At 46.0% G+C, this 23144-nt stretch carries 22 protein-coding genes; 15 read left to right on the top strand and 7 right to left on the bottom strand.

The annotated features are described in order from the left end of the window. The first annotated feature begins 314 nt into the window (after positions 1-314). A complete protein-coding gene (gene ilvA, locus D829_RS0119885; RefSeq protein WP_017690682.1) occupies positions 315-1607 on the top strand; it encodes a threonine ammonia-lyase IlvA in 1293 nt (430 codons plus the stop codon). A 14-nt stretch (positions 1608-1621) separates the two neighbouring features. Continuing rightward, complete coding sequence (locus D829_RS0119880; protein WP_017690681.1) at positions 1622-2209, top strand: GNAT family N-acetyltransferase; 588 nt, start codon at positions 1622-1624, stop codon at positions 2207-2209. Between the two features lie 154 nt (positions 2210-2363). On the opposite strand, the gene D829_RS32605 is transcribed toward D829_RS0119880, so the two are convergent. Continuing rightward, positions 2364-3332: a hypothetical protein gene (locus D829_RS32605; protein ID WP_017690680.1), complete on the bottom strand. Its 969-nt coding sequence runs from the start codon at positions 3330-3332 to the stop codon at positions 2364-2366. Positions 3333-3648: 316 nt separating this feature from the next. Between D829_RS32605 and D829_RS31590 the strand changes: the two genes are divergently transcribed. Together D829_RS31590 and D829_RS32600 are read left to right on the top strand one after the other, a co-directional pair. Further along, positions 3649-6813 carry a copper amine oxidase N-terminal domain-containing protein gene (locus D829_RS31590; RefSeq protein WP_193748490.1) on the top strand — a complete coding sequence of 1055 codons (3165 nt, stop codon included), beginning with the start codon at positions 3649-3651 and terminating at the stop codon, positions 6811-6813. Between the two features lie 287 nt (positions 6814-7100). Beyond that, positions 7101-8006 (top strand): AraC family transcriptional regulator, encoded by a 906-nt coding sequence (locus tag D829_RS32600; protein WP_017690678.1) that lies wholly within the window; start codon positions 7101-7103, stop codon positions 8004-8006. Positions 8007-8032: 26 nt separating this feature from the next. Here D829_RS32600 and D829_RS32595 read toward each other — a convergent pair whose 3' ends face one another. Then, positions 8033-8845 carry a DUF1129 family protein gene (locus tag D829_RS32595; RefSeq protein WP_017690677.1) on the bottom strand — a complete coding sequence of 271 codons (813 nt, stop codon included), beginning with the start codon at positions 8843-8845 and terminating at the stop codon, positions 8033-8035. A gap of 413 nt (positions 8846-9258) precedes the next feature. Between D829_RS32595 and D829_RS31580 the strand changes: the two genes are divergently transcribed. The 3 genes from D829_RS31580 to D829_RS0119845 all read left to right on the top strand — a co-directional run bounded on the left by D829_RS31580 (position 9259) and on the right by D829_RS0119845 (position 11466). After that, the gene (locus D829_RS31580; RefSeq protein ID WP_017690676.1) at positions 9259-9492 is read left to right on the top strand and encodes a hypothetical protein; all 234 of its coding nucleotides are present in this window, start codon (positions 9259-9261) and stop codon (positions 9490-9492) included. Between the two features lie 254 nt (positions 9493-9746). Further along, positions 9747-10577 carry an alpha/beta fold hydrolase gene (locus D829_RS0119850; protein ID WP_017690675.1) on the top strand — a complete coding sequence of 277 codons (831 nt, stop codon included), beginning with the start codon at positions 9747-9749 and terminating at the stop codon, positions 10575-10577. Positions 10578-10680: 103 nt separating this feature from the next. After that, positions 10681-11466, top strand: coding sequence for a class III extradiol ring-cleavage dioxygenase (locus D829_RS0119845; RefSeq protein ID WP_017690674.1), 786 nt, complete (start codon positions 10681-10683; stop codon positions 11464-11466). Positions 11467-11643: 177 nt separating this feature from the next. Here the strand turns inward: D829_RS0119845 and D829_RS0119840 are convergent, their stop codons facing one another. Further along, the gene (locus tag D829_RS0119840; protein ID WP_017690673.1) at positions 11644-11856 is read right to left on the bottom strand and encodes a hypothetical protein; all 213 of its coding nucleotides are present in this window, start codon (positions 11854-11856) and stop codon (positions 11644-11646) included. Positions 11857-12012: 156 nt separating this feature from the next. Then, positions 12013-12555 carry a DoxX family protein gene (locus D829_RS31575; protein ID WP_017690672.1) on the bottom strand — a complete coding sequence of 181 codons (543 nt, stop codon included), beginning with the start codon at positions 12553-12555 and terminating at the stop codon, positions 12013-12015. A gap of 338 nt (positions 12556-12893) precedes the next feature. Here D829_RS31575 and D829_RS0119830 point away from each other — a divergent pair, with 338 nt between their 5' ends. The 4 genes from D829_RS0119830 (at position 12894) to corA (ending at position 17175) form a co-directional block, all read left to right on the top strand. After that, positions 12894-13967, top strand: coding sequence for a DUF3048 domain-containing protein (locus D829_RS0119830; protein WP_017690671.1), 1074 nt, complete (start codon positions 12894-12896; stop codon positions 13965-13967). A 317-nt stretch (positions 13968-14284) separates the two neighbouring features. Continuing rightward, positions 14285-14905 (top strand): DUF47 family protein, encoded by a 621-nt coding sequence (locus D829_RS0119825; RefSeq protein ID WP_017690670.1) that lies wholly within the window; start codon positions 14285-14287, stop codon positions 14903-14905. 14 nt (positions 14906-14919) lie between these two features. Then, the gene (locus tag D829_RS0119820; RefSeq protein ID WP_017690669.1) at positions 14920-15909 is read left to right on the top strand and encodes an inorganic phosphate transporter; all 990 of its coding nucleotides are present in this window, start codon (positions 14920-14922) and stop codon (positions 15907-15909) included. A gap of 306 nt (positions 15910-16215) precedes the next feature. After that, positions 16216-17175, top strand: coding sequence for a magnesium/cobalt transporter CorA (corA, locus tag D829_RS0119815; protein WP_017690668.1), 960 nt, complete (start codon positions 16216-16218; stop codon positions 17173-17175). Between the two features lie 241 nt (positions 17176-17416). Here corA and D829_RS0119810 read toward each other — a convergent pair whose 3' ends face one another. Together D829_RS0119810 and D829_RS0119805 are read right to left on the bottom strand one after the other, a co-directional pair. Next, the gene (locus D829_RS0119810) at positions 17417-18505 is read right to left on the bottom strand and encodes a DNA alkylation repair protein (RefSeq protein WP_017690667.1); all 1089 of its coding nucleotides are present in this window, start codon (positions 18503-18505) and stop codon (positions 17417-17419) included. A 133-nt stretch (positions 18506-18638) separates the two neighbouring features. After that, positions 18639-19274, bottom strand: coding sequence for a hypothetical protein (locus D829_RS0119805; protein ID WP_017690666.1), 636 nt, complete (start codon positions 19272-19274; stop codon positions 18639-18641). A 454-nt stretch (positions 19275-19728) separates the two neighbouring features. Here D829_RS0119805 and D829_RS0119800 point away from each other — a divergent pair, with 454 nt between their 5' ends. After that, positions 19729-20019, top strand: coding sequence for a YerC/YecD family TrpR-related protein (locus D829_RS0119800; protein WP_017690665.1), 291 nt, complete (start codon positions 19729-19731; stop codon positions 20017-20019). 1 nt (position 20020) lies between these two features. After that, positions 20021-20806: a CbiX/SirB N-terminal domain-containing protein gene (locus D829_RS0119795; RefSeq protein ID WP_017690664.1), complete on the top strand. Its 786-nt coding sequence runs from the start codon at positions 20021-20023 to the stop codon at positions 20804-20806. Positions 20807-20951: 145 nt separating this feature from the next. Here D829_RS0119795 and D829_RS0119790 read toward each other — a convergent pair whose 3' ends face one another. Further along, positions 20952-21521: a TetR/AcrR family transcriptional regulator gene (locus D829_RS0119790; RefSeq protein ID WP_017690663.1), complete on the bottom strand. Its 570-nt coding sequence runs from the start codon at positions 21519-21521 to the stop codon at positions 20952-20954. A 168-nt stretch (positions 21522-21689) separates the two neighbouring features. Here D829_RS0119790 and D829_RS0119785 point away from each other — a divergent pair, with 168 nt between their 5' ends. Beyond that, the gene (locus D829_RS0119785) at positions 21690-22616 is read left to right on the top strand and encodes a 2-dehydropantoate 2-reductase N-terminal domain-containing protein (protein WP_017690662.1); all 927 of its coding nucleotides are present in this window, start codon (positions 21690-21692) and stop codon (positions 22614-22616) included. A gap of 71 nt (positions 22617-22687) precedes the next feature. Continuing rightward, the gene (locus D829_RS0119780; protein WP_017690661.1) at positions 22688-23104 is read left to right on the top strand and encodes a DUF4395 domain-containing protein; all 417 of its coding nucleotides are present in this window, start codon (positions 22688-22690) and stop codon (positions 23102-23104) included. Positions 23105-23144 lie beyond the last annotated feature (40 nt).

Raw genomic sequence — 23144 nt, 5'->3', positions numbered from 1 at the left:
TTGCTGAAGCAACATGGTTGTCGTAAAGCATGGATTATTCTATAATGAAGTAATTGATAATCATTTTCAATTAGATTCGGTGACAGATGACTATGCTTGTAATCAGGAGGGGAACATGAATCCTAATCCTAGCTCACATACGTTTGGTTCAAGTGCGTTTGTTCAGACCCGCGAGGGTAGCGGTCATTATAGATGAAATTGTACGAATGATAAATGATGTGAGCTCAGGCGCAAGAATAGATCAAAAGTGATACAATACAAAGAAAAGCAGTGCGCGACATTGCTAGACCATAAAAGCGGAGTGTGGAGACAACATGAAACCAGTTGAACAAGAACCAACGGGAACCACAAGTCCCGGTCGTGCCAGTGTTGGCATGGAAGATATCGTACGCGCACATCATGTGCTGCGTGAGGTCATTGTAAGAACGCCGTTGCAGCGGGATGCTGTATTGTCGGCCAAATATAACTGTAATGTGTATCTGAAAAGGGAAGACCTTCAAGTGGTGCGTTCGTTCAAAATTCGAGGCGCCTATAATATGATTCGCAGTCTGACACCAGCCGAGATGGAGAAGGGTATTGTCTGTGCGAGTGCGGGCAACCATGCTCAGGGTGTCGCTTTTAGCTGTAATGCGCTCGGAATTAACGGCAAAATCTTCATGCCGAGTACAACACCGAACCAGAAGGTGAAGCAGGTCAGACGTTTTGGCGGCAGCAACGTTGAAGTGGTGCTCATCGGGGATACGTATGATGACGCTTATGCTGAAGCGATGCGTGCATGTGACGAACAAGGCATGACGTTTATCCATCCTTTTGATCAACCGAAGATTATTGCAGGTAATGGTACGGTAGCGATGGAGATCATGGAAAGTCTCGATGAGAATGCCGATTATGTGTTCGTTACGATTGGTGGCGGCGGGTTGGCAGCTGGCGTGGGAACCTACATGAAGACCGTGAGTCCAGAGACACGCATCATTGGAGTTGAGCCACTTGGGGCAGCTTCCATGAGTGAGGCGATGTTCCGCAAACAGGTTGTGACGCTGGATGATATTGATAAATTCGTGGATGGCGCAGCGGTGAAACGTGTTGGCGATCTCACCTTTGATATCTGCAATAGTATACTTGATGACATTGTGAAAGTGCCAGAAGGCAAAGCCTGCACAACTATTCTGGAGTTATATAATGAAAATGCGATTGTTGTCGAGCCTGCCGGTTCCTTGGCTGTTGCGGCACTTGAGCAGTATCGTGAGCAAATCGTGGGCAAGACGGTGGTCTGCGTAATTAGTGGCGGTAACAACGATATCGACCGGATGCAGGAGATCAAGGAACGTTCCCTGATCTATGAAGGTCTGAAGTATTATTTCATGGTTAATTTCCCGCAGCGTGCAGGAGCTTTACGTGAATTCCTCGAGGAAGTTCTAGGGAAAAATGATGATATCACGCGATTTGAATATACGAAAAAGCATGATAAGGAAAATGGCCCTGCCTTGGTGGGCATCGAGCTGATGTACAAGGAAGATTACCACCCGCTCATTGAACGCATGAACCGCAAAGGTATCGCCTATACCGAACTGAACAAAAATCTAAATCTGTTCAACATGTTAATCTGATGAATGATTCCAAGATGCAATTAGATCACCAAGAAAAATCTCCTCTGATCAGACCTGCGCGCATAGAAGATGCAGATCAGGTCATCCTGTTACTGTATCAGGCGATAGGAGACATTGCATACGCGCTTGCGGGTGAGGCGGATCATGAGAAGGCGATGCAGATTTTGCAGGAGTTTTATGTACAGGAAAACAATCGGATTAGCTACCGTCATGTGACAGTGATGGAGCAGGATGGGCTGATTGCGGGGATTCTGGTAGCCTATGATGGCGGAGAAGCAGATCGTCTGGACCAGCCGATTCTGGATCGACCTGAACGAAGCCAGGAAGAGAAGTATGCTTTGGTTAAAGAAACCCGTCCGGGGGAGTATTATCTGGATACTCTCTCGGTAAGTGAAGCATATCAGGGGCAGGGTATCGGCCGGGCACTGATGGCTGCTTTTGAGCAGCAGGGCAGAGATCTGGGTCACTCACAGGTATCCCTGATTGTAGAACGAGACAACGGCCGTGCGCTAATGCTGTACGAACGGCAGGGATATGTCAAAGACGATGTGATTGTCATCGCAGGACATGAGTATAATCATATGGTCAAACCGATTCAATAGCGCAGGGAATTGACGGTTTAAGTCAGTTTTGACTATAGAAGCAAGAAGAAACCGCCACAGGAGCGAATCCTGTGGCGGTTTTTGGTATGGTGATATGTTGGATGGAACTTAGCATGAACTTGAACCAGAATTTTAACCTTGGGAACAGATTAACTCAATAATTCGCATATTCGCTGACCGGCACATTCTGTTCCAGCCATTTCTCGACAGCAGCCGTTTTCTCGAATTTAGCTTCGGTTACGATGTCCATGAACTTTTCGAGTTTCGTCAGGAAGGCACTGTCTTCGGATGAGTTACGTTGTAAGACAGCTTTGTAACCTTTCTGGGCATTGGCAGTCATTTTGTTCGTTTCATAGTCAAATAAAGGCGTATTATTCAGGCCATAAAACGTATACAAGGTATAGTTATTCATCAGGTTCTTCACTTCTTGTACCCGATTGGACTTCGGATATTCGTTCAGAAATCGTTCCTGATTCAAAGCGCGATTGAGTATCTCCTGATAGCCAATGACCAGTGCACCATCATCGGCGGCAAGGTTGCTGGTTTCGACTGCCATGATATTAATGTATTGTTTGATGTCTGGTTTCACGTAAGAGATATATTTCTGAAAAGCCATATAATTCATGATCGGATAGAGGGAACCTTCCAGCATAACCAGGCGATAACCGCTATCCCGTGCCTGTTGAAGTAGTGCACGCAGACTGGTGTCGTTGGTGCGGGACATGAGTTTGGTGAAGCTATCATTCAACTTGTAAGTCTTGATCATCTTGTCTTGAACATTAGGCACCAGTAGACGGTCCGTCATGGCTGTTAACGCCTTGTTGCGGGCATTCTCCAGTTGTAAGACCATCAGAGTTGCATGATAAGTGGTGACTTGATTGATATGAGATTCGAGATAAGTATCCGCGGCAGGTAAGCCGTTCTTTTTGTAGAGCATGGACAGAAATGTTTTATATATCGTTGTTGAACTGGCAGTTGTGACTTTGGTATCTGTACTGGAAGATGCGGCAGCAGCGACTCCGGATAAGGGAGCGACAGCCGTTTGGAGCAGCATGAGGATGGCGGTGGCTGTAATGAAGGTGCGCATGCCTTTACGTTTGGCAGATTGGAACATTGATGTCATAGATATGAACCTCCCGTAGTTGAGAAAATGATAGGCGTTGTTCACTAGTCACTATACCTTAACCCAATTGGGGAAGGATGTGGTTGCGGAATAGTGACAAATTCTTCTGTTATTTTTAACTTTTGGAGGGTGGAAGATAGAGGGAGATTTCTGAGAAAATATTTTTTGTACAACTGGAAACCTTTGAGCTGATCTGAACGTCTTAGTTGTGCATAGGTAAATACAGGAATTAATGAAAAGAACAGCGAATCTATTTCGATGTTAACTAAATGCGAGAATGGGGATATGGGATATGAGGAAAGCGGGAGGAAAACAAGTGAAGAAGGTAATGTCAGCGCTGGCTGTATCGGCCATGCTGATGTCCGCACTTCCAACGTCGGTTATGGATGCAGCTGCGAGGATCAGTATATATATTAATGATGCAGAGTTATCATCTGCTCAGGCACCTGTCATGAAAGGTGGACGCGTACTGGTTCCGCTTCGGTCGATATTTGAAGGATTGGATGCGAAGGTCCAGTACACGAACAGAACCAAAACGATTGTTGCAACGCGCGACGATCAGGAAGTTACTTTGACACTCGGTTCCAAAACGGCATACATCAACGGGGAAGCGATCTCGCTGGATGTACCTGCAAACACGATTAAGGGCAACACGATGGTTCCGATTCGTTTTGTCAGTGAAGCTTTTGGAGAGAAAGTGTTCTGGAACTCACGTAATCAACGTGTAGATATCAAGACAACGGCAACACCTCCAGTGGATGAGACACAATATGCTGCATGGAACATCTACGGGTCGGTATCTGGAAGTAATGGAGATGGTCGTGACCTGACCGTGAGCTTCACACGTCCAACTTCAGAGAAGGCGGTATCTGCTTACCGGATTATGCTGGTAAAAACTCGCGATGTGAATAGCTTCACGGAGTCCTCAGCAACTGCCGTACCTTCTGCGAACTATACATCTGTTACACCAAATGGCAGCAACCCGAAACTGACACTTAACGCGCAGACACGTGACGTAAACGGGGATCTGCTTAACAGCAATGAAACGTATCGTCTGTATGTACTGACTGTTGGTAACAGCAGCAATAATTATAAAAATGCATTGAACTGGTCTTCCCAAGCATTGAAGCTCAATAATGTGAAATCCACAGTACAGGCGGTTACAAGTCTGCGTGCCGCAGATATTAGTGACTATGGCGATGGTCGGGATCTGGAGATTAACTTCACGCAGCCGAGCACGACATCGAACATTACGTATTATCGTGCTTTTGTTGTTAAAGCGAAGGACTCTTCTGCATTCAATCTGGCTGCAGCGAACAAAGTGTCCAGTGCAAACTCCACGATCATATACAAAGGAAACAATAACGCAGTGAAAAGCCAGTTGACTTCTTCGACACGGGATACGTCTGGCGAAATGATTAAAAGCGGCACAGCGTATGTGGTCTACATCTTGTCGGTAAGCACTAATACAACAACAGACAGCAAGCTGTCCACAGCATCATCTTCACTTACGTTGTCCGTGAACACAGCAACATCTCCGGTAATTACGCAAGTGAGAGATAACTCGGATTATGGAGATGGTCGTGACATTCAGGTGAGCTTCAACCGTTCATCGGATGAGTCCAAGGTGGCAAATTATCGCGTCTTTGTGGTGCGTAACTCGGTTGCCAGCAACTTCAACCTGACGACGGCAAGCAATCTGTCCTCCAGTCTGTACTATACGGTGAACAAAACAGGCAACAACATTACAACGACATTGCCATCATCCATGAAGGACACAAGTGGTTATAACGTAACGAATCTGCAAGATTATCGCATTTTTGTGATGGCGGTGGGCAATCAGCAAAATGGATACACCAATGCACTGTCAGCTTCCTCCACTGTGCTGAGACTGACAACGACCGGTAACGCGGGAGTCATTAGCAACCTGGCTGTTGCTGATATTAGTGACTACGGTGATGGGCGTGATCTGCGGGTTTCGTTCAATAAAGCTGCGGATGAGTCCAGAATCTCTGCCTACCGAGTATATGTAGTTCGTTCCGCTAATGTGGGCAGCTTCACACTAAGCGCAGCTAATGCGTCGAACAACTATACACAAGTGAACAAAACGGGTGGTAACCTGTCAGTTACGCTTCCAAACTATGCGGTAGATACCAATGGTTATACCATTACCAATAACGTTGCTTATCGGGTATTCGTGCTGTCAGTGAATAACAACGGAAACTCCAGTCAGAATGCTTTGTCTGGTTACTCTTCCCAAATTACGTTGGCACAGAATGCAGCTGTAACGGCTCCGAGCAATGTGGTTGCAACTGATATTGGGGATACTGGAGATGGACGTGATCTGCGTGTGACGTTCACTAAATCCGCAGATGAGACAAATGTGAATCATTATCGGGTGTTTGTAGTGAAAAATGCAAATGCAGGCAGCTTCAATCTGAACGTAGCCAACACGGTGAATAGCTCGAATTATACGTATGTAAGTAGAACGGGAAATAATCAGACGATTACTTTATCTAATGGTTCGAGAACAGTGGATGGTGACTCGATCCGTAACGATGTAGGCTATCGAGTTTATGTAATGGCTGTGAATAATAATACATCTTTGGCAAATGCATTATCGTCAGCCTCCAGTGTAATCACACTGACTTCAAATTCCGCTGTAGCAGTGGCGAGTAATGTGAATGCAACCGTTAAAGATCAAGGACAGTCTGGAACGCCTTCGGATGTAACAATAACCTTCAATAAGGCAACTAACGAGACCAATATCTCCAATTATCGTATCCTGATTGTGCCTGCTAACCAAGTGAGTGGATTCAATACAAGTTCTGCTCTTGGAATTAATTCTTTTATTGAAATCAACAAAAACAATGCAGGCAGTCCGGTAGTACTAAACGGTGGACATCGAGATATTAATGGTAGTGTCCTTGTAGCTGGACAGAAATACAGAGTGTTTGTCTTGTCTGTTTCGGACAGTACGTCACGTGTTTCCAATCTGTCTTCTGCTTCCAATGAGTTTAATATCTTTGCACAAGCAAATGTGGTTCAAACTGCCACTATAACAGGCCTTCAAAATACAAGTACTGTAACCGAAGCGAGTTATAAGCTTAGCTTTACTAAACCAACTTCTGAAACTGGGATTTCTGCATACCGACTCTTTATTGTTAAAGGAACAGATAATTTGGATATTACTACAGCAAACTCTAACACTAGCTACCCAATTGGAAATCCTGCAGCCGTTGAAGTTACTTTAACTACTACAACAGCTAAAGATTCAACTGGGGCCAATCTGGTGGAAGGAAGCGAGTACAAGGTGTATATTCTTTCAGTTGCTGCAAATACAACAACGAATAAACATACACTTTCAGGCCCATCGGATACATTCAAGCTTGAAAAAGCTCAGTCTACGCCAACACAGGAGCCGACGCCTTCTACCAATCCACCAGCCTCAAGTGAGGGGCAAACACCTCCACAGGGCTGAATGTAAAAATTTACACTGAAACAAACTCGAACACCCTTTCCATCCGGAAAGGGTGTTTTTTTTCTTGAACAACGATCGTATGGCGTGAATTTCAAACTTGCTTTTTGAAAATCTTGTCGTCAAAAAGGTTCCTAAGACCATTGTTACATCGGGAATAAATAATGGATAATAAAGGGAAGTTGGCTATATAGATTGAACTAAACATTCACATGAAACGGAGCGGCTAGAGTAAATATTTTTAGTTCACCTTATGTAGAAGAAGCCTATGAGCCGAAAGGAATGATGGAATGCTTGCATTTCGTTTGACGGGCCTGCCGGATTCCCGGTTGCCGCTGTACCTGTATTGTGTGGGCACGCAGGAAGAGAAAGTTCTGCATAGACCGGATGGATTTCCGGTGTATCAGTTGTTTTTGTCACACGGTGGTGAAGGGCAGTTCAAGATAACGGGAAAAGGGACATGGACGATGGGAGCAGGGCAGTTATTCATCGTGGAACCCGAGGTTGCGCATGAGTATGTGCCTCATTCCAAATCCAAAGAAGAACTGGGTTATATTGGTATTGGCGGTGCATCGGCTGGATCGGTACTACAATCCGCGGGTTTGCTTCAGAGCGAGCCGTACCATATCTCAGGTTTTGACATCATCTGGTCGCGGTTGACCAATCTCTGGCATGCGCTGGATCAAGAAGCAACGAAGATGTGGAACACATCAACCCTCATCTACCAGCTCATTTTGGATCTAGCACAATCGAAAATTCCATCTGATGTCGGCATAGGAGGTATTGGATCATCGATGGCACAGGACGGCACTACAACACGTTCTAATCGGGAGTCCGATCCGAGCAAGGATGCACTCATCCGAGCAGTAGCATTGATGCATACGCACTACCAGGATGACCTGTTATTGAAGCACATCGCTGACGCAGTTGGTTATTCGGTGCAGCATCTCAATCGATTATTTCACCAGCATTATGGCGTGACAGGACATCAATATATGCAACGATTACGTTTGCAGAAGGCTTCAGAATGGCTGGACAAGCATCCACGAGCAAGTGTACGAGAGGCGGCAGAGACCGTAGGCATGGAAGTGAACTATTTCATCCGGATGTTCAAGCGGGAGTTTGGAGAGACACCGGGCAAAGGAATCAAACATCGGAACCAGCTCCAAATGGAAAAAGACCTCACGAGTTCGTGAAGTCCCTTAATCAATTATATAACGTGTTATGCAGTTTTCTTTTGTCCAAAGAACGGACGTAACGTTGCAAGCCCTACAACTCCGATCACCGCACTCACCCACGGAGCCAGTGCAAATACCGGAAGTTTATCACGCAATGGATACCCTACAAACAGCACAAGGACCACGATGACGATGTAGATGATGATTCCCTTAAGGTTAACTCTAGGTACGGTATTCTTGTCCGCTCCTTCATCGTCCGGTCGCTCAGCAAGGCGGCGAAGCATCTCCACCAATGCAATACCGCCAACTGCCGCAACGATCAAGGAGAACAGACTGATGTGTTGGAACGGCTCCGTATCTCCACCAGTCCAACCCACGAACAATCCCACACATCCTTGAATCAACATGACAAAAGACAAAGCCGCCCAAGCGATCATGGCATACCACTTTGGTGTCCGTTTCACAGGTTCTGGATTCTCAGTTGGCTGGGGTTCTACAGCGTTAGCATTCTTTTTCGATGAAGCTGTTGGACTATTACCACGGGTTGGGCTGGATTTACCCACCTCAACGGCAGCCGTCTTCTCCGGTGCTGTATTTGTTATCCCGAGCTGTGCATGGATGTCTTGTTCCAGATCAGGTCCGTATAACTCGCGAGCGGGTTTGTTATCCCGCTGAGCCTGTACGATTGCTTTTCCTGCGGAGAGTATCCACTCTTCCTGTGTTCTCTCGTCCGCTGGCGCATGACGCGCAATTGTGCTGATCTCGTCATACAGTTTCACATGTTCAGGTGTCATTCGACTCATCTCAGTTATTTGCCGATTCTGTATTTCTTTAAGCTTCTTATAGGAAATCCCCAATGATTGCTCCCCCTGTCTACACACGTTCTGATCTTCCAATTGTCTGAAGACCCTGACGGTATTTTAGTATACGGGAAGGGCTCTCGTTTCGCAAAGTCATTCCTTATAAAAAAGCTGCTCATGGTTGGCCCATATCCATAAACAGGCCAGTATAACACAGGTGCATAACAGCACCAGTTTACCGTGATGTTGAATCCATTCCAGTAGATGTTCCATGAATTCATTCCTTTCGGCAGAAGGATTCCGAGGCATATGCTGCCTATGTTTGTTCGTTTATTTTCCCCTGTTCATGTGAAAAAATACCCTCACGCCTCACAGATCTAACGATTGTGTGAAGGATGCATAAAGAGCAGCCGATTCCATCACAATAGTAGCATTTCCAACAGAAATCCAAGATTGGAGTGTGCTTGTTTATGGATAAACAAACAGAATTGACGCGGAAGCTGCTACTGAACAGCAACTCCCGCGGAGTCGTGGACGAGGTTGTATCCTTTGAGGAGAACCTTGAGGATGCGGAGTATGCAGAAGAACTGACAGATGGCAATCTGAAGGGAAGAAGTTTCTGGGACAATAGTGATTCGGGTCATGAGCATGAGTGGAATGGACGGGTGGAGACCCACGAGATGTTCCGTAGAAGCTACGAATAACGATCCTGCAGCACTTGGTTTGAATTCCAAATGATATCCGGGCCAGCTGTCATCAGCGTGGCTCATTTTTTTGCGCTTATTATCCGATAAAATGTAGATTGGTAGTCGACGTAGAAAGGGTTCTTGCTTACGTTGACTTGCAGGGTACGGGATGATAATATATGAATAACATCTTAATACACACTAAACTTATAGGATTATATATATTTAATGAATGAAGCTCAACAGGCTACGCGTGGAAAGGGGAAATCGGTATGGAACGTCAGATCAGTATCCGTCATGGACAGGAAGAATTAACAGCCACGATTCATTATCCGGTTGTGAAAGATATCAAGGAGGAGAAGAGTCAGCAACGCGTACCTCTGGCAGTCATCTGCCACGGCTTCGTTGGTAGTCGGATCGGCGTGGATCGTTTGTTTGTAAAAACTGCACGGGAGCTGGCTGAAGACGGTTATCTGGTCCTGCGTTTCGATTATATCGGTTGCGGAGAGAGCAGCGGGGAGTACGGAGCGGAGGGACTGGAGTCTATGGTGCTGCAGACCCGTTCGGTGCTGGACTACGCGGTGAATTGCAGTGATGTAGATCCTACGCGTGTTACGCTGATTGGTCATAGTCTGGGTGGTGCCGTTGCATTGCTAACTGCTGTACGTGACAAACGTGTCAAGAACCTGGTCATGTGGTCCTCCGTGGGTTATCCATTCAATGATATCGTGAAGATTACGGGACGGGAAGTATACGACGAAGGGGTCAAACAGGGTGCGGCTGATTATCTCGGATACAAATTCACACCGACGTTCTTCGAGTCTCTTGCTGAACAACAGCCATTCCAGGAAGCAGTCAAGTTTAGCGGTGATGTTCTCGTCGTGCATGGCACGTCAGATGAGATTATTCCTGTAGACTACGCATTCCTGTATCAAAAGGTATTCTGGATGCGCCAAGAGGGCCGTTGTGACAAGGAGATCATCTTCCAGGGCGATCACACCTTCTCTTCTGGTAAAGAGCGGGAACAGCTCATTACGCGTACCAGAGAGTGGCTGGGCGAACGTCAGAAGATCGAGCAGGATTGGCAGCACTGGATGATATAAGTGGCAGGATTACAACTGTTTGGGGATGTCAGCTTGGAAAAGCGCCTTCTTAAGGGTAAAATAGAGGAGTAAGCATTCTATCCGTGTCTGGAGGTTGGCAGCAATGACATTACCCGCACTTTTCATTGCGCATGGTTCTCCCGCTCTGGCGGTGGAGAGCAATGACTACACTCACTTCTTGAACCAGCTTGGAGACAGGCTGCCGGCTCCGAAAGCCATTGTCGTATTTACGGCGCATTGGGATTGTCCTGAACCGTCCGTGACGATGGATGATACACATCAGACCTTGCATGATTTTTACGGATTTCCTTCTACGATGTATACGATGGAATACCCTGCATCTGGGCAACCGGATTTAGCAAACGAGATATGTGCTTTGTTCACCCGCAGCAATCTGGCACATCAGCCGATTCGAGGCCGAGGGCTGGATCATGGCGTATGGGTACCGTTGCTCCATATGTATCCCGAGGCTAATATCCCTGTGATCGCGGTATCTGTAGACTCGCTGCGTACGCCGCAGGAACAGTATGATATTGGCCGAATGCTGGAACAGCTACGTCATGATGATGTGTTAATCATTGGCAGCGGTGGAACGGTTCACAATTTGCGATTGCTGGGCAATACGGATGAACCGCAAGAGTGGGCGGTGGAATTTGATAACTGGATCGGGGAGCGCTTGCAGCAGTGGAACACAAGAGAACTGTTTCAATATGAGAAAAAAGCCCCTCATGCACGCACGGCAGTTCCGTCGTATGGTACAGAACACATTGCACCTTTGTTCTACGCCATGGGTACAGCGGACATGTCCCGATCAGCGAAGCGTCTATTCCAGTCTTACCCTTATGGAACGCTCAGTTTGAACTGCTGGCAGTTTGGAGACGGCGTGTAACTTGGAACAGACAACAGCCTGATTATGGTGCTTGAAGCCAGTTTCGTACGGATAACATAACGTGTATTAATGCATACAATTACAATATATAAACAAAACAAAAGAAGGTTACTGTACACCCTTGAAGGGCTACAGTAACCTTTTTTCAATACGAGGACTTATTCATGCAATAGATCTTTATTTGCGGATTTCGAACAATTCACAGTCTGTACGCGAATGATAAGCGAGCTCACTGACACTGGATTGTACCACTACGGTGTTGCTGTCAAAACGGATAATGATGCCACCGGAGTCAATCTGGTGATTATCTTTAAAAACTCGAACCTTATACTTCATATTCATGGCTTCCTGAAAATCCGCATCAGTCTCAAGACGTCGTTGGGTCGGCATATCGTGTACTCCTTTGAAATTCAACTTTATTTCATCATAATACGATTTTCTGTGGCTGAGCAAGTCAGGCAGAGTATCCAGGCTATTTTTGAAAAGTAAAAAGCCCTGCTCTCCAGGGGGATTGGGAGCAGGGCCGAGAATTCTATGAATGATTGCTTAAGCTGTTTTTTGAGTTGGGCTAATCGTTGGTGTGTCTTTAGGAAGATTGCCTTTGTTGTTACGAGTGAACAATCCGCGAAGGTAAGGCAGTACCCAGTGATCCAGCCCAATTTTACCTGCATTTGCACCAGCAACGACAAGGAAGATTTCCATTACAACCAGTTGAGCATTCGTGCTTACTGTTCCCGAGAAGAGGAACGCGAAGTTCATGACCATAGCCATCAGTGCTGCTAATGTAGTGAAGCAACCGAGGATGAGACCCAAACCTACAAGGAATTCACCCAATGGGATAACGAAGTCGAACAGTCCTGCGTTTGGTACTGCGAATTTCTCGAGGAACGTTCCCCACCATGCTTGAACTGCTGGATGATCACCCGTTGTTTTTTCCAATGCCCCTGCAAGGAACCCGCCAGCTTCGAATCCGCCAGTCAATTTGCTCCATCCGTGAGTCATCCAATCATAACCGATATACACCCGAAGTACTGTCAAAATCCACATTGCTACTTTGTTTTCTCTAAGCCATTGGTTTGTGCTGAACATATGAACCACTCCTTCATGGAATCTAGTGTGTGTTGTTTTTGTTTTTTCTAAGTGATCACCTTTGATGTCTTTATTGTATAGTTCAAAAGTCGTTTTGTTTGTGATTAAAATCACAATCTAGTTCAAATTTTAAGTAAGGTTTGAGAAGTTCACATTTAGGACATATTTTTCTGGCTATATGCTGTTTCAAATGTAAATTTCACGCTGTATCAAGGCCTTCTGGGCGCAGACAAATCGGATAGGGTGTGATTAAATGGAAAGAAATACGTGAAATGGTTGCCCACATGAGACATATATCACAACTTAGAACCAGGCCATATCGTTCAGGAGGTCCTATATTGAAGCTTTTTAATTGGAACAAAGCAGCTTCGGCTGCATCGCTGTTTATTCTCTCATTAAGTCTTGTTGCCTGCCAAAACCAGGAGGTGGCGCAGATGCCAGTTCAGCCAGAACCGACACCTGCACCTGTACAAGAAGAATACGTGGAGGAGTCCAACACGTCTCTCTATACAGCACCTCTTACAGGTCTGCCTGTAGATGAAGCGATTACACGTCGACCACTCGCCGTAATGATTAATAATGCACCCGCAGCTCGGCCCCAATCGGGTCTAAGTTCAGCCGATATCATTCTTGAAGTTCTCGCTGAGGGAGGCATTACCCGTTTCATAGCCATCTTCCAAAGTGAAGGCGGTGCGGAGACGGTCGGACCCGTGCGCAGTATACGTCCGTATCTGATTGAGCTGGGCGAGAGTTATGATGGGGTCCTTGTTCACGCCGGAGGCAGTCCGGAGGCGTATTCCATTTTGCAAAGGCAGCAGAAACAGCATATGGATGAAATCTCGAATGGTGGACCTTACTTCTGGCGTTCCTCTGATCGTAAAGCTCCACATAATCTGTATACTTCAGCGGACAAGCTGAGAGAAGGGGCAGATATCAAGGGCTATAGCCATGACTTCAAGTCCCCGGTATACATCTATAATGAAGAAGGCGCGACATCTGCAGGAGAGACAGTGAAGCAATTCGATATCCATTATTTATTGGATAGTTATCGGGTAACGTATGATTATGATGAAGTTAGCGGACGATATATGAGAATGGTGAATGGTAAGGCAGATCAGGATCTGGATAACGGGAACCCGCTTGGCGCAGCGAACATCATTGTGGCAGGTGCAGATCACAAGGTGCTCGATAGTGTAGGTCGGTTGTCCGTTAATTTGGAACAGGGCGGGGAAGCCATGTTGTTTCAGAAGGGCAAGATGATTCGTGGGCAGTGGGTGAAGAAACAGGGGGATATTATACGGTTTGTTCAGGGTGGCAGTGAAGTTGCTCTTGTGCCGGGTAAAACCTTTATCAGCATTGTTCCCAATCAACCTGAATTTTCCAGTCATGTGAAGCTGGCTGAGCAGCAATAAAAGGATGTAATGAAAGAAAACAATGAAACATGTATTCATTTTGTCGTCGAAAAGGCATTATAATTGTCCTTAGCGTGAAAAGTAGAATCGTGTCGATTTTGAAATTTGATGTCGAATTGTAAACGCAGTGTAAAATCTTGACTTGAATTTACCATTATTCCAAATAATTAAGATTCATTTCAGATTCATGTGATAAGAATATAAAAAAGGATCACACCTTTTGTACAAACCATGAAACAAATATGATAAGATATCAAAGGTTGTCATTTCATGTTTCATCGGTTATCAGCAATTTTTCTCGTAAAGGGGATAGAGCTATGAAGCTTAAGAAGAAGAAGGATATATTTTTTGAGACACTGGAGAACATGGCAGATACGGTTGTTCAAGCGGCAGATTATTTCTCCCAGCATGTTTCCAACCTTCAGGATGTGACTCTTTTCGCTAATGAAATGAAGAAGTACGAGTCGAAATGTGATGATTACGTGCACACGATTATTACAGAACTCAACAAAACATTTATCACGCCGATCGAACGCGATGATATCATGGAGCTGACAACAACACTTGATGACGTATTGGACGGACTTGAAGCAACAGCTTCCCGTTTCTACATGTACCAACTGACAGATCCAGATGATGAGTTCGTCATACAGTTTGCTGAAATTTTGCGTCAATCTGCTTACGAAATTCAGAAGGCGATCCATTTACTGTCCCAGAAAAAATTGCTCGCGATCCGTGAGTACACCATTCGTTTGAATGATCTGGAAAACCAAGGCGACGAAGTGCTGCGTATGTGTATCAAACATCTCTTCGCTACCGTGTCTGATCCGATTGAACTGATCAAGCGTAAGGAAATTTACGAACGTCTTGAGACAACAACGGATGCTTGTGAAGACGTAGCGAACGTGCTTGAATCTATCATTATGCGTAATTCTTAAGGAGCCAGAGAATAATGGAAACAACGATTTGGGTATTGGGTATAGTCGTCTTCCTTGCACTGGCGTTTGACTTCATCAACGGATTTCACGACACGGCCAATGCCATTGCGACTTCGGTCTCAACCCGAGCGCTGACGCCACGTCGAGCTATTCTTATGGCAGCGGTGATGAACTTTGTCGGTGCGATGATGTTCACAGGCGTTGCGAAGACGATTGGGGGGAGTGTGACCGACCCCACCACGCTGGATAACGGGATAGAGGTCGTCATAGTCACTTTGATCGCAGCGATTATCTGGAACCTGGTTACATGGTGGTTTGGTATTCCGTCTTCTTCATCACATGCTCTTATCGGAGCCCTTGCAGGTGCCGTGCTTGTTGGCGCAGGTGCTGACAAAGTGAAGTGGAGCGGATTCACTGATATCGTCATAGGTTTGCTATTATCACCTCTGATCGCATTTGCCATCGGTTATGTGGTCATGACGATTCTCAAATACATCTTTGCCAAACGCAGTCCGCATAACGTGAACAAAGGTTTCCGTACGGTACAGATTTTCACAGCAGCACTGCAAGCATTCACACATGGTACGAATGATGCACAGAAAGCAATGGGTATTATTACTTTTGCTCTGGTTGCAGCAGGTGTGCAGGATAATCTGGATGTTCCGCTGTGGGTTAAAATTTCAGCGGCAACAGCGATGGCTCTGGGTACATCCATCGGTGGTTGGAAAATCATCAAAACGATGGGTACCAAAATCTTTAAAATTGAACCGATCAACGGATTTGCCGCAGATATTTCAGCCGCTTCCGTTATTTTCACAGCAACGTTGCTTCATCTCCCGGTTAGTACAACGCACGCGATCACATCGGCTATTCTGGGTGTGGGTTCCGCAAAACGTTTCTCTGCTGTGAAATGGGGACTTGCTGGACGTATCATTATTACGTGGTTCATTACGATTCCGATTTCTGCGGGACTGGCAGGATTGTTGTACTGGATTATTTTCTAAAGAGAGAAGTTATCCTGAACGATTCGGGGTTACCAGACCATCTGTTTATAACGTTGTGAATATCGGGATATGTGGACAATTATACAACCAAAATCAAGAGACGCCTGTGCATGAACGTGTGGACAGGCTGGATATGTGGATAGCCATCCGTGGAATGATAAACCAAAAGAAGATATTCCTGTGGATACAGGAAACTGTGGATAGGGAAATGAGAGAAGCCAACAGGGTTGGCTTTTTTTGTTGTCGAGATTGAAGGTAACTGTGTACAATAACGTAAAGATACAAGACAAGGACGTGGTATAATTTATGATTCGTACACTCGCCATCACTCGGGATCATCAAGTCACCGTTAACGTACCACTTACACAGCTGGATCTGAACGATTACGCCTGGGTATGGGCCGATTTTAACCAGCCAACGGAAGAGGAAAGCCGTTTGCTGGATACATATTTTCATTTTCACCCATTAGCTATTGAGGACTGTCTGCATGTGTTGCAGCGGCCCAAGCTTGATTATTATGATAATCTGCAGTTTCTCGTGTTGCATGCATTGAACCCGTCCACACTGGAAGCCGAGGAGGTTGACTTGTTTCTCGGATCAAACTTCCTGGTGTCCTTTCATCATGGTGTATTGGAGGAAGTGGATGAAGCTTGGGAACGGTTATTGCACCATGCACATGAACGTACCATCTGGGCGCGAGGTCCGGTGGCAGCAGCCTATACGGTGATGGACAAGCTGGTCGATCACTATTTTCCGTCTTTATTTGCCATTGAGGATGAACTGGCTGAACTGGAGAACCGGGGTGGACAAGAGTCGGTTGAAGACTTGATGAACCAGGTGTTTGACTTGCGTACGCGATTGCTGAAGCTCAGAAGAACGGTTGTACCGATGCGGGATCTGCTCTATCGGGTGGTCAACTCCCAGCATGTGCAGCGAACAGGGGAACATACGGCTTATTTTACCGATATCTATGACCATTTATTGAAGCTGACGGACATGATTGAAGCCGATCGGGAGATGACCGCTGACCTGCGTGACAGTTATATTTCCCTGAACTCCAACCGGATGAATCAGATTATGAAGACACTCACGGTGATTACGACTGTATTTATGCCGCTCACGCTGATTGCGGGTATTTATGGCATGAACTTTGCCTATATGCCTGAGCTTCAATGGAAGTTTGGGTATGGGGCGGTGCTGCTGTTAATGTTTGTGCTTGGCGGTAGTATGGTGGCCTGGTTTGTGAAGCGGGGATGGTTTAAGTGAATAATGGGTACACCTTACGAATTTGAATGTAGCATTCTTTTAGAAAGCTTTAGGGCAAATGCTTCGCTCCTTCATGAAAAAAGGCCACTGGACAAGGATCTCGGGCAGGGATAACTGTCGGGAGATAAAATTGTCCAGGTGGCGTTTCTGATTCTTCTGTAGATGTGCTAGAAATAATCTATCCACATGTGAATAACTTATCTGCCGGAATAAGCTGTGTATAATTTACGATGACTTTCTTTTACTCCATTTCAAGAACAAAAGAAGTCGTTGCTGCCTCTTTACCATTAACTACAATCGTTAGCGTATGGAGGCCGGCGTAATATGTTCTCGTTGTAATGATTTTGAACGATTGTTTAGTGGCTACCTTGGTTCTGCCTATCGGGTACATTTTATCGGAGCATTTGAACCGTTTGGGGGCCTGCTTGCCGTTTGCCTTCATATAACCCATCTCATACTCAATTCGCAGCATCTGTGACTCGCCGCTCTCATTAACGACATCAAACGAAAAATGAAGATCCTCGCCAATGCTAATCGTATCCTGGACAAGCTGAAGCTGCTCAATGTGAATCGAATCCTGCTCGTTATAACCAAAAAGACTGAGTGCTTTGCGATGTCCTTTCTTCAGTAATGACCTGCTGGCATGCCGGACAATCCAGTCTGTGTGTACATGTTGTCCATACCAGGTCGTGGCTAGATCCATCACCAGTTCAGGGTGGTCCTTGGAGATGTCATTCAGATGATTGGCGACACTCTTGCGAACATAGAGGGACTCGTCCTGTTTCAATGCATGCAGAATCGGAAGTACGGGTGTTGGATCAGTGATAAAGTTCTGGAGTTTGGTACCCCATGGTAAACGTGGCCGGCTGCCTTCACTGGCAAGTCTGCGGATATGCTCTTTGTTGCTCTCTGCCCACGCCATCATATGTTTCATCGTTTGGATTGGATACTGTTCAATAAACGGGCGTACCGCGAACTCAGAGCTGGAATAAGGTGTGAAGAGGGTCAGATACTTCATGGATAACTCGTAATCCTCCGGGTCAAGTCCGTTCACTTCGATAAAATCCGGTACAAACAGATATTCAACACCTCTCATCGTTGGTGCGGCTTGTTCGATAATATGTAATGCTTCCTCATAATTGTCCGGCAGTACTGCAGTCAAGGCCAGTGTGATTCGGCGAATACGCGCTTTGAATTCCAACTGTTCCCAGCCCTCAGCGAAAACCAATTCATGAAATTGCTGTGTATTCAGCTTTGGGTAGAATTGACGCAACTGTTCGCCGGTCCGATCGATTAATGCGGGAGTGTATTTGTCTTTGAAAAGTTCCATGGTCCGCCTCCTTTAGTTACTATCAAGTATACCTCAAATTACAGAAATAAGAACGTAAGTTCCTGAAATTTATTCGTATACGGATGAACGGTGTTAAGGCACCCGCCTTCTGTAAGGGGATGCCTGGATTTTTTTAACCTTTGCGACTTTTGGGACGGCGCTTCGTGGTATTGGATTTGCGGCGGACTGGAGTTGTATTGCGGCGACGTGGAACATTCGTTGTTTTGTTCCGACGTTTGTTTTTGCGTCTCCGGGACGGCTTATATTCTTCATAGTCTGCATCGGCCGCGCTGCTATCCGTTTTTCCTTTTCCAAAAGGCAGTATGCCCATAACGAGCTTCATCATCGGAGCCATCTGCTGGATACCACCGACGACCTTCTGCATTTTGCCTATTCCACTCATGATTCCATCAATACCGCCGAAGCGGTCGATCATTCCTTTTAACTCACCGATGTTGGCTAATGAAAAGCCGGAACTGCCAGTAGCAGGCGCCTGTAGCGGAACAGGGGCAACAACCTGAGCTGCACCTCCATATAAGTTCCCGCCAGCTATACCTTGCCCATAGGGTACGATTGCAGATGCTTCGACTTCACCAAAGCCCGGGTAATGGGGCTCTACTCCAGGGTACATCGGTTGAATCTGAGTTTCATTCAAAGACCGCGGAACCACACCGGGCGGCATATAGGCAGAAGTATGTGCCTGCCGATGAGCATGAGAAGACGGACGGTGCCCTTGTGCTGGCTGGCGGTGATAATAATGCTGTGGCATGAACGATCACGTTCCTTCTATGTTGGATTTCGGAATTGCGTTCCATGAGTTGCATGACAGATGTACATCATAGACCCTTGTGGAACTCCCTTTTGTTATACTGTATGTCATTCGCGGAGAGACGGCGTAGGCGGGTATCCCGGAAAACGGGATATTTGCGGATTTGGGCGCATGTATGATGGCAGGTTCCCGAAGAGTAAAATGCAGTTTGGACACAAAATTGTAACATTTAGGAGGATTGAAATCCAACATATGTAATCGGATATATACAGGTGAAAACTGGGAAATAGCACGGTAAATTCGCCCGATGTACGCGAGGGGAGGACAATAGTACCATTTGTAAGCGATAACATGTATTTTTATTCTGTAGTGCGTGAAATCGGTAACGCTTGAAATACCAACTCAGGGTGAGTACAATGTAGGTACACAGTAACCGCTAGGGGATGATGATGAAATGCAGCTGAAAAAGCTAAATGATAAAAGCATTGAACAACTATTCGAGGCTATTTTGACGCTAAAAGATATTGAAGAGTGTTATGTTTTCTTTGATGACCTCTGCACCGTAAACGAGATCCAATCCATGTCCCAGCGGCTGGAAGTGGCTCGTATGTTGGGTAAAGGCAATACGTATAACCAGATTGAAGCAGAGACAGGTGCGAGTACAGCTACAATTTCACGTGTGAAACGCTGCCTGAATTACGGCAATGATGGTTATAAAATGACGCTGGAACGCCTGGGACGCTAACATGAAGAAGCCGGGTGTACTCATCATCAGTCACGGTTCACAGGAGCAGACCTGGGTGGAATCCGTCGATGACGCGATCTCCCGGTTGAATCTGCCTATTCCATTACCGGTTGAAGCCGGTTTTCTTGAACTTGTGGAAGGACGCCTGATCCAGGACGGTATCGACCGACTGGAAGCACAAGGCGTAACCGATATTCTGGTCGTGCCTCTATTTGTTTCGTCCGGGAGTACACATGTGGATGAAATTGAATATGCCATTGGTGCAAAGGAAACACCTGATCGCGAAACGGATCTGGAACCGTTCGATGTGAAGGCTCGGGTTCACTTCGGTTATCCGGTGGATAACGATCCGGATATTGCCGTGATGGTGTGGGACAAAGTCCGATTGTTGTCTCAGCAACCAGAGAAGGAAACGATTCTGCTGGTAGGCCATGGGAGTATTCATGATGGTTTTCGCGAGCGTTGGGAAGCCGGAATTTCTTCCCTTGCAGAGCGTGTGCAGGAAGTTAGTGGTGTAGCCCATACGGATTATGCATTGCTGAATCCAGAGAGTGTGTACGACAAAGTGAAGTACTGGAGCGAAGAGCGGGGGAACCGAGTCATTGTGGCGCCGCTGTTTTTGAGTGCCGGTTATTTCACGAGGAAGGTGATTCCGGATCGGCTACAGGAACTGAACTATGTGTACAGCGGTGAGACACTGTTGCCACATCCATTGCTTGGGCAGTGGTTGGAGCATCAGATCCAGATTTTGCTGGAGAGATGTAATGAAGTTAAAGCTTCTTCTTGAAGTGATCGCTTTGGCATAGGTGTGTGATCACATCGCTCGCAGTGATGTCGCATCAATTGATTTGAACTCCATAGCTTCATAAACAATCAAACCACGTCGAAGGACGTGGTTTTGTTTGTTGTAGATCACTTGAACGAGGATTAGTTTATCCATTAATGGGTGCGTGCAATTGCAGATGTAGCTCCAGTAAACCTATTAATTGGTCAACGATCTCCTCGGCCGGATAAGGCATGGAATTCATAATCCACCACTCCAGGAGGCCCACAGCAGCGGAAGCAAGAAACTGTATGGTGATCTCTTTTTTCATACCCTCCTGGATGCCACAGGCATCCATCTGTTCCTCCACTCCCTGGACCAACAATCCCATCAACTTACTACGGAATGCCGGAATACCTTTTTTGGTTAGAAGTGTGGTATAGGTTGTGGCATGTTGTTCCAGATAGCAGAAGGTTCGGAGCAACGCATCCTTGGCCGTAACGGGTGTTGTAGTAGAGCTTTCGATCATACAGGCATCCAACAACTGCTGCAAATAGGTCTCAATGCATTGATCCAACAGGTCGAACTTGTCAGCGTAATGCAAATAGATGGTTCCTCGGTTTACATTAGCCCGATCAGCAATATCGTTTATCGTAATTTGCTCGAAATTCTGTTCCTCCAGTAACCCCACAAAAGCTTCAATTATCGCCTTTCGTGTCTTGAGTACTCGTCTGTCCATGGCCCCTCCTATGATGGTTTTCAACAATAAGGAATCATTCGTTGATTATTCAACAAAAACGGATATTTTAACGATTGAAGCACAGTAGGTGCTTTGATACTCTTATTTTATCAACAAATGTTCATAAAGCAACGAATATTGATAAAATATGAAATTGAGGGATAACCAATGAAGATATTAGTGTATGGTGCGGGGATTTTGGGCAGTCAACTGGCGCATGTTCTGGTGCGCGGCGGCAATGAAGTCACCATTCTGGCTAGAGGGAAGCGGGCAGAGGAGCTGGAGAAGGATGGAATCGTCATCCGGCATGTTTTTCAATTCAAAACGACAGTTGATCCGGTTCGGGTAGCCAGAACGTTGGAAGTGGATGACCAATATGATCTGATTTTTGTTGTCATGAAATATAATGATTTTCCTTCTGTGTTACCTATTCTGGCAGACAATCAGAGCAGCAATATTGTGATTGTGGGAAACAACGCAGATGCACGAAGCATGCAGAACTTTTTGGAGGAAAACAGCAGGGTAGCAAAACAGGTCGCGTTTGGATTTCATGTGAGTGCAGGGAAGCGGGAAAAGGACCGCATGTTATCGGTCGGTGGAGGCAGCGGACAAATGGTGATCGGTAGTCTGGACGGTGAAATAGGCTTTAAACCTTTGCTGGGTCAAGCTTTCCAACATGTGAAATACAAGTTAAATGTTCTGAGCGATATTGATGCCTGGCTGAAAAGCCATATCATCCCCATTCTGATGCTTAATGCGGTGAGCTTTAATGAGGAGCGTGAGTTGATCAAGTTGGACGGGAACAGAAAGCAAATCCAACATATGATTGGGGCGATGGATGAAGGCTTTAGCGTTCTTGAAGCTATGGGCATAACGATTATACCGGAGATTCAGGGCAGATTGATTCGCAAGCATCAACGGATGTTGTACCTTCTGTTGAAGATCTATAGCATGCTTCCGGTTCATAAGCTGGTCGCGGGTTCTTTTGGAGAGATTGAGGCGTTAAATAATGCATTTAACGATTGGAAAAAGATAACAGGCACCCCGACTCCCCATTGGGATGTGCTGAAAAGAGATTTTACTCCCCTAAAATGAAGTGTTGCTCATTAACCCAATACCGACTACAATAAAACCAACTAATAAAATGGGGATAAGGAGATATACAGATGCGGGAAGTGCCCATGCGTTATGTGAAAGCAAATCAGGTCGGTATTGTATTATTTGTTTTACTCTCGTTTGTGTTCAATCCAATTGTAGTTCTGGGAGCGCTGTGGGTCATTCAGGTGGTTGGTCTGGCTTCCAGTGGCAAGCTTAATCTGTTTGTGCAGATTGGGAAAGCTGTGTTGACTGGTAAAGGTACAGAGACGCAGGCGGTGGAGCTACAGCGATTCAACAATATTCTGGCCGTGCTCTTCCTGTCTCTGGCACTCATCTCGTTCTCGCTTGGCTGGGTAGCCGCAGGTTATGTATTCTCCGTCATGCTTCTCGCGGCTGCAAGCGCGGCGCTGCTGGGTTATTGTGTAGGCTGCACCGTCTATTTCTGGTACAAACAGCTGCGTGCAGGCAGAAAAATCGGATTTTGAGGTTGGCTGAAGAAGTGATACAGGTATCCGGGATACTACG

It is taken from the genome of Paenibacillus sp. PAMC 26794 (genome assembly GCF_000316035.1).
Lineage (GTDB): Bacteria > Bacillota > Bacilli > Paenibacillales > Paenibacillaceae > Paenibacillus.
Note: the sequence above shows the minus strand (reverse complement) of the source record. Positions and strands in the feature narration are given on the sequence as shown.

Bases quoted from the DNA above. Each gene is read 5' to 3' on its own strand.
- D829_RS0119845 (WP_017690674.1), top strand. From the start codon at position 10,681: ATGACATTACCCGCACTTTTCATTGCGCATGGTTCTCCCGCTCTGGCG.
- D829_RS31580 (WP_017690676.1), top strand. From the start codon at position 9,259: ATGGATAAACAAACAGAATTGACGCGGAAGCTGCTACTGAACAGCAAC.
- D829_RS0119795 (WP_017690664.1), top strand. From the start codon at position 20,021: ATGAAGAAGCCGGGTGTACTCATCATCAGTCACGGTTCACAGGAGCAG.
- D829_RS0119800 (WP_017690665.1), top strand. From the start codon at position 19,729: ATGCAGCTGAAAAAGCTAAATGATAAAAGCATTGAACAACTATTCGAG.
- D829_RS0119785 (WP_017690662.1), top strand. From the start codon at position 21,690: ATGAAGATATTAGTGTATGGTGCGGGGATTTTGGGCAGTCAACTGGCG.
- D829_RS0119810 (WP_017690667.1), bottom strand. From the start codon at position 18,505: ATGGAACTTTTCAAAGACAAATACACTCCCGCATTAATCGATCGGACC.
- D829_RS0119820 (WP_017690669.1), top strand. From the start codon at position 14,920: ATGGAAACAACGATTTGGGTATTGGGTATAGTCGTCTTCCTTGCACTG.
- D829_RS32605 (WP_017690680.1), bottom strand. From the start codon at position 3,332: ATGACATCAATGTTCCAATCTGCCAAACGTAAAGGCATGCGCACCTTC.
- D829_RS31575 (WP_017690672.1), bottom strand. From the start codon at position 12,555: ATGTTCAGCACAAACCAATGGCTTAGAGAAAACAAAGTAGCAATGTGG.
- D829_RS0119825 (WP_017690670.1), top strand. From the start codon at position 14,285: ATGAAGCTTAAGAAGAAGAAGGATATATTTTTTGAGACACTGGAGAAC.
- ilvA (WP_017690682.1), top strand. From the start codon at position 315: ATGAAACCAGTTGAACAAGAACCAACGGGAACCACAAGTCCCGGTCGT.
- D829_RS0119790 (WP_017690663.1), bottom strand. From the start codon at position 21,521: ATGGACAGACGAGTACTCAAGACACGAAAGGCGATAATTGAAGCTTTT.
- D829_RS0119880 (WP_017690681.1), top strand. From the start codon at position 1,622: ATGCAATTAGATCACCAAGAAAAATCTCCTCTGATCAGACCTGCGCGC.
- D829_RS0119805 (WP_017690666.1), bottom strand. From the start codon at position 19,274: ATGCCACAGCATTATTATCACCGCCAGCCAGCACAAGGGCACCGTCCG.
- D829_RS0119850 (WP_017690675.1), top strand. From the start codon at position 9,747: ATGGAACGTCAGATCAGTATCCGTCATGGACAGGAAGAATTAACAGCC.
- D829_RS32600 (WP_017690678.1), top strand. From the start codon at position 7,101: ATGCTTGCATTTCGTTTGACGGGCCTGCCGGATTCCCGGTTGCCGCTG.
- corA (WP_017690668.1), top strand. From the start codon at position 16,216: ATGATTCGTACACTCGCCATCACTCGGGATCATCAAGTCACCGTTAAC.
- D829_RS0119840 (WP_017690673.1), bottom strand. From the start codon at position 11,856: ATGCCGACCCAACGACGTCTTGAGACTGATGCGGATTTTCAGGAAGCC.
- D829_RS0119780 (WP_017690661.1), top strand. From the start codon at position 22,688: ATGCGGGAAGTGCCCATGCGTTATGTGAAAGCAAATCAGGTCGGTATT.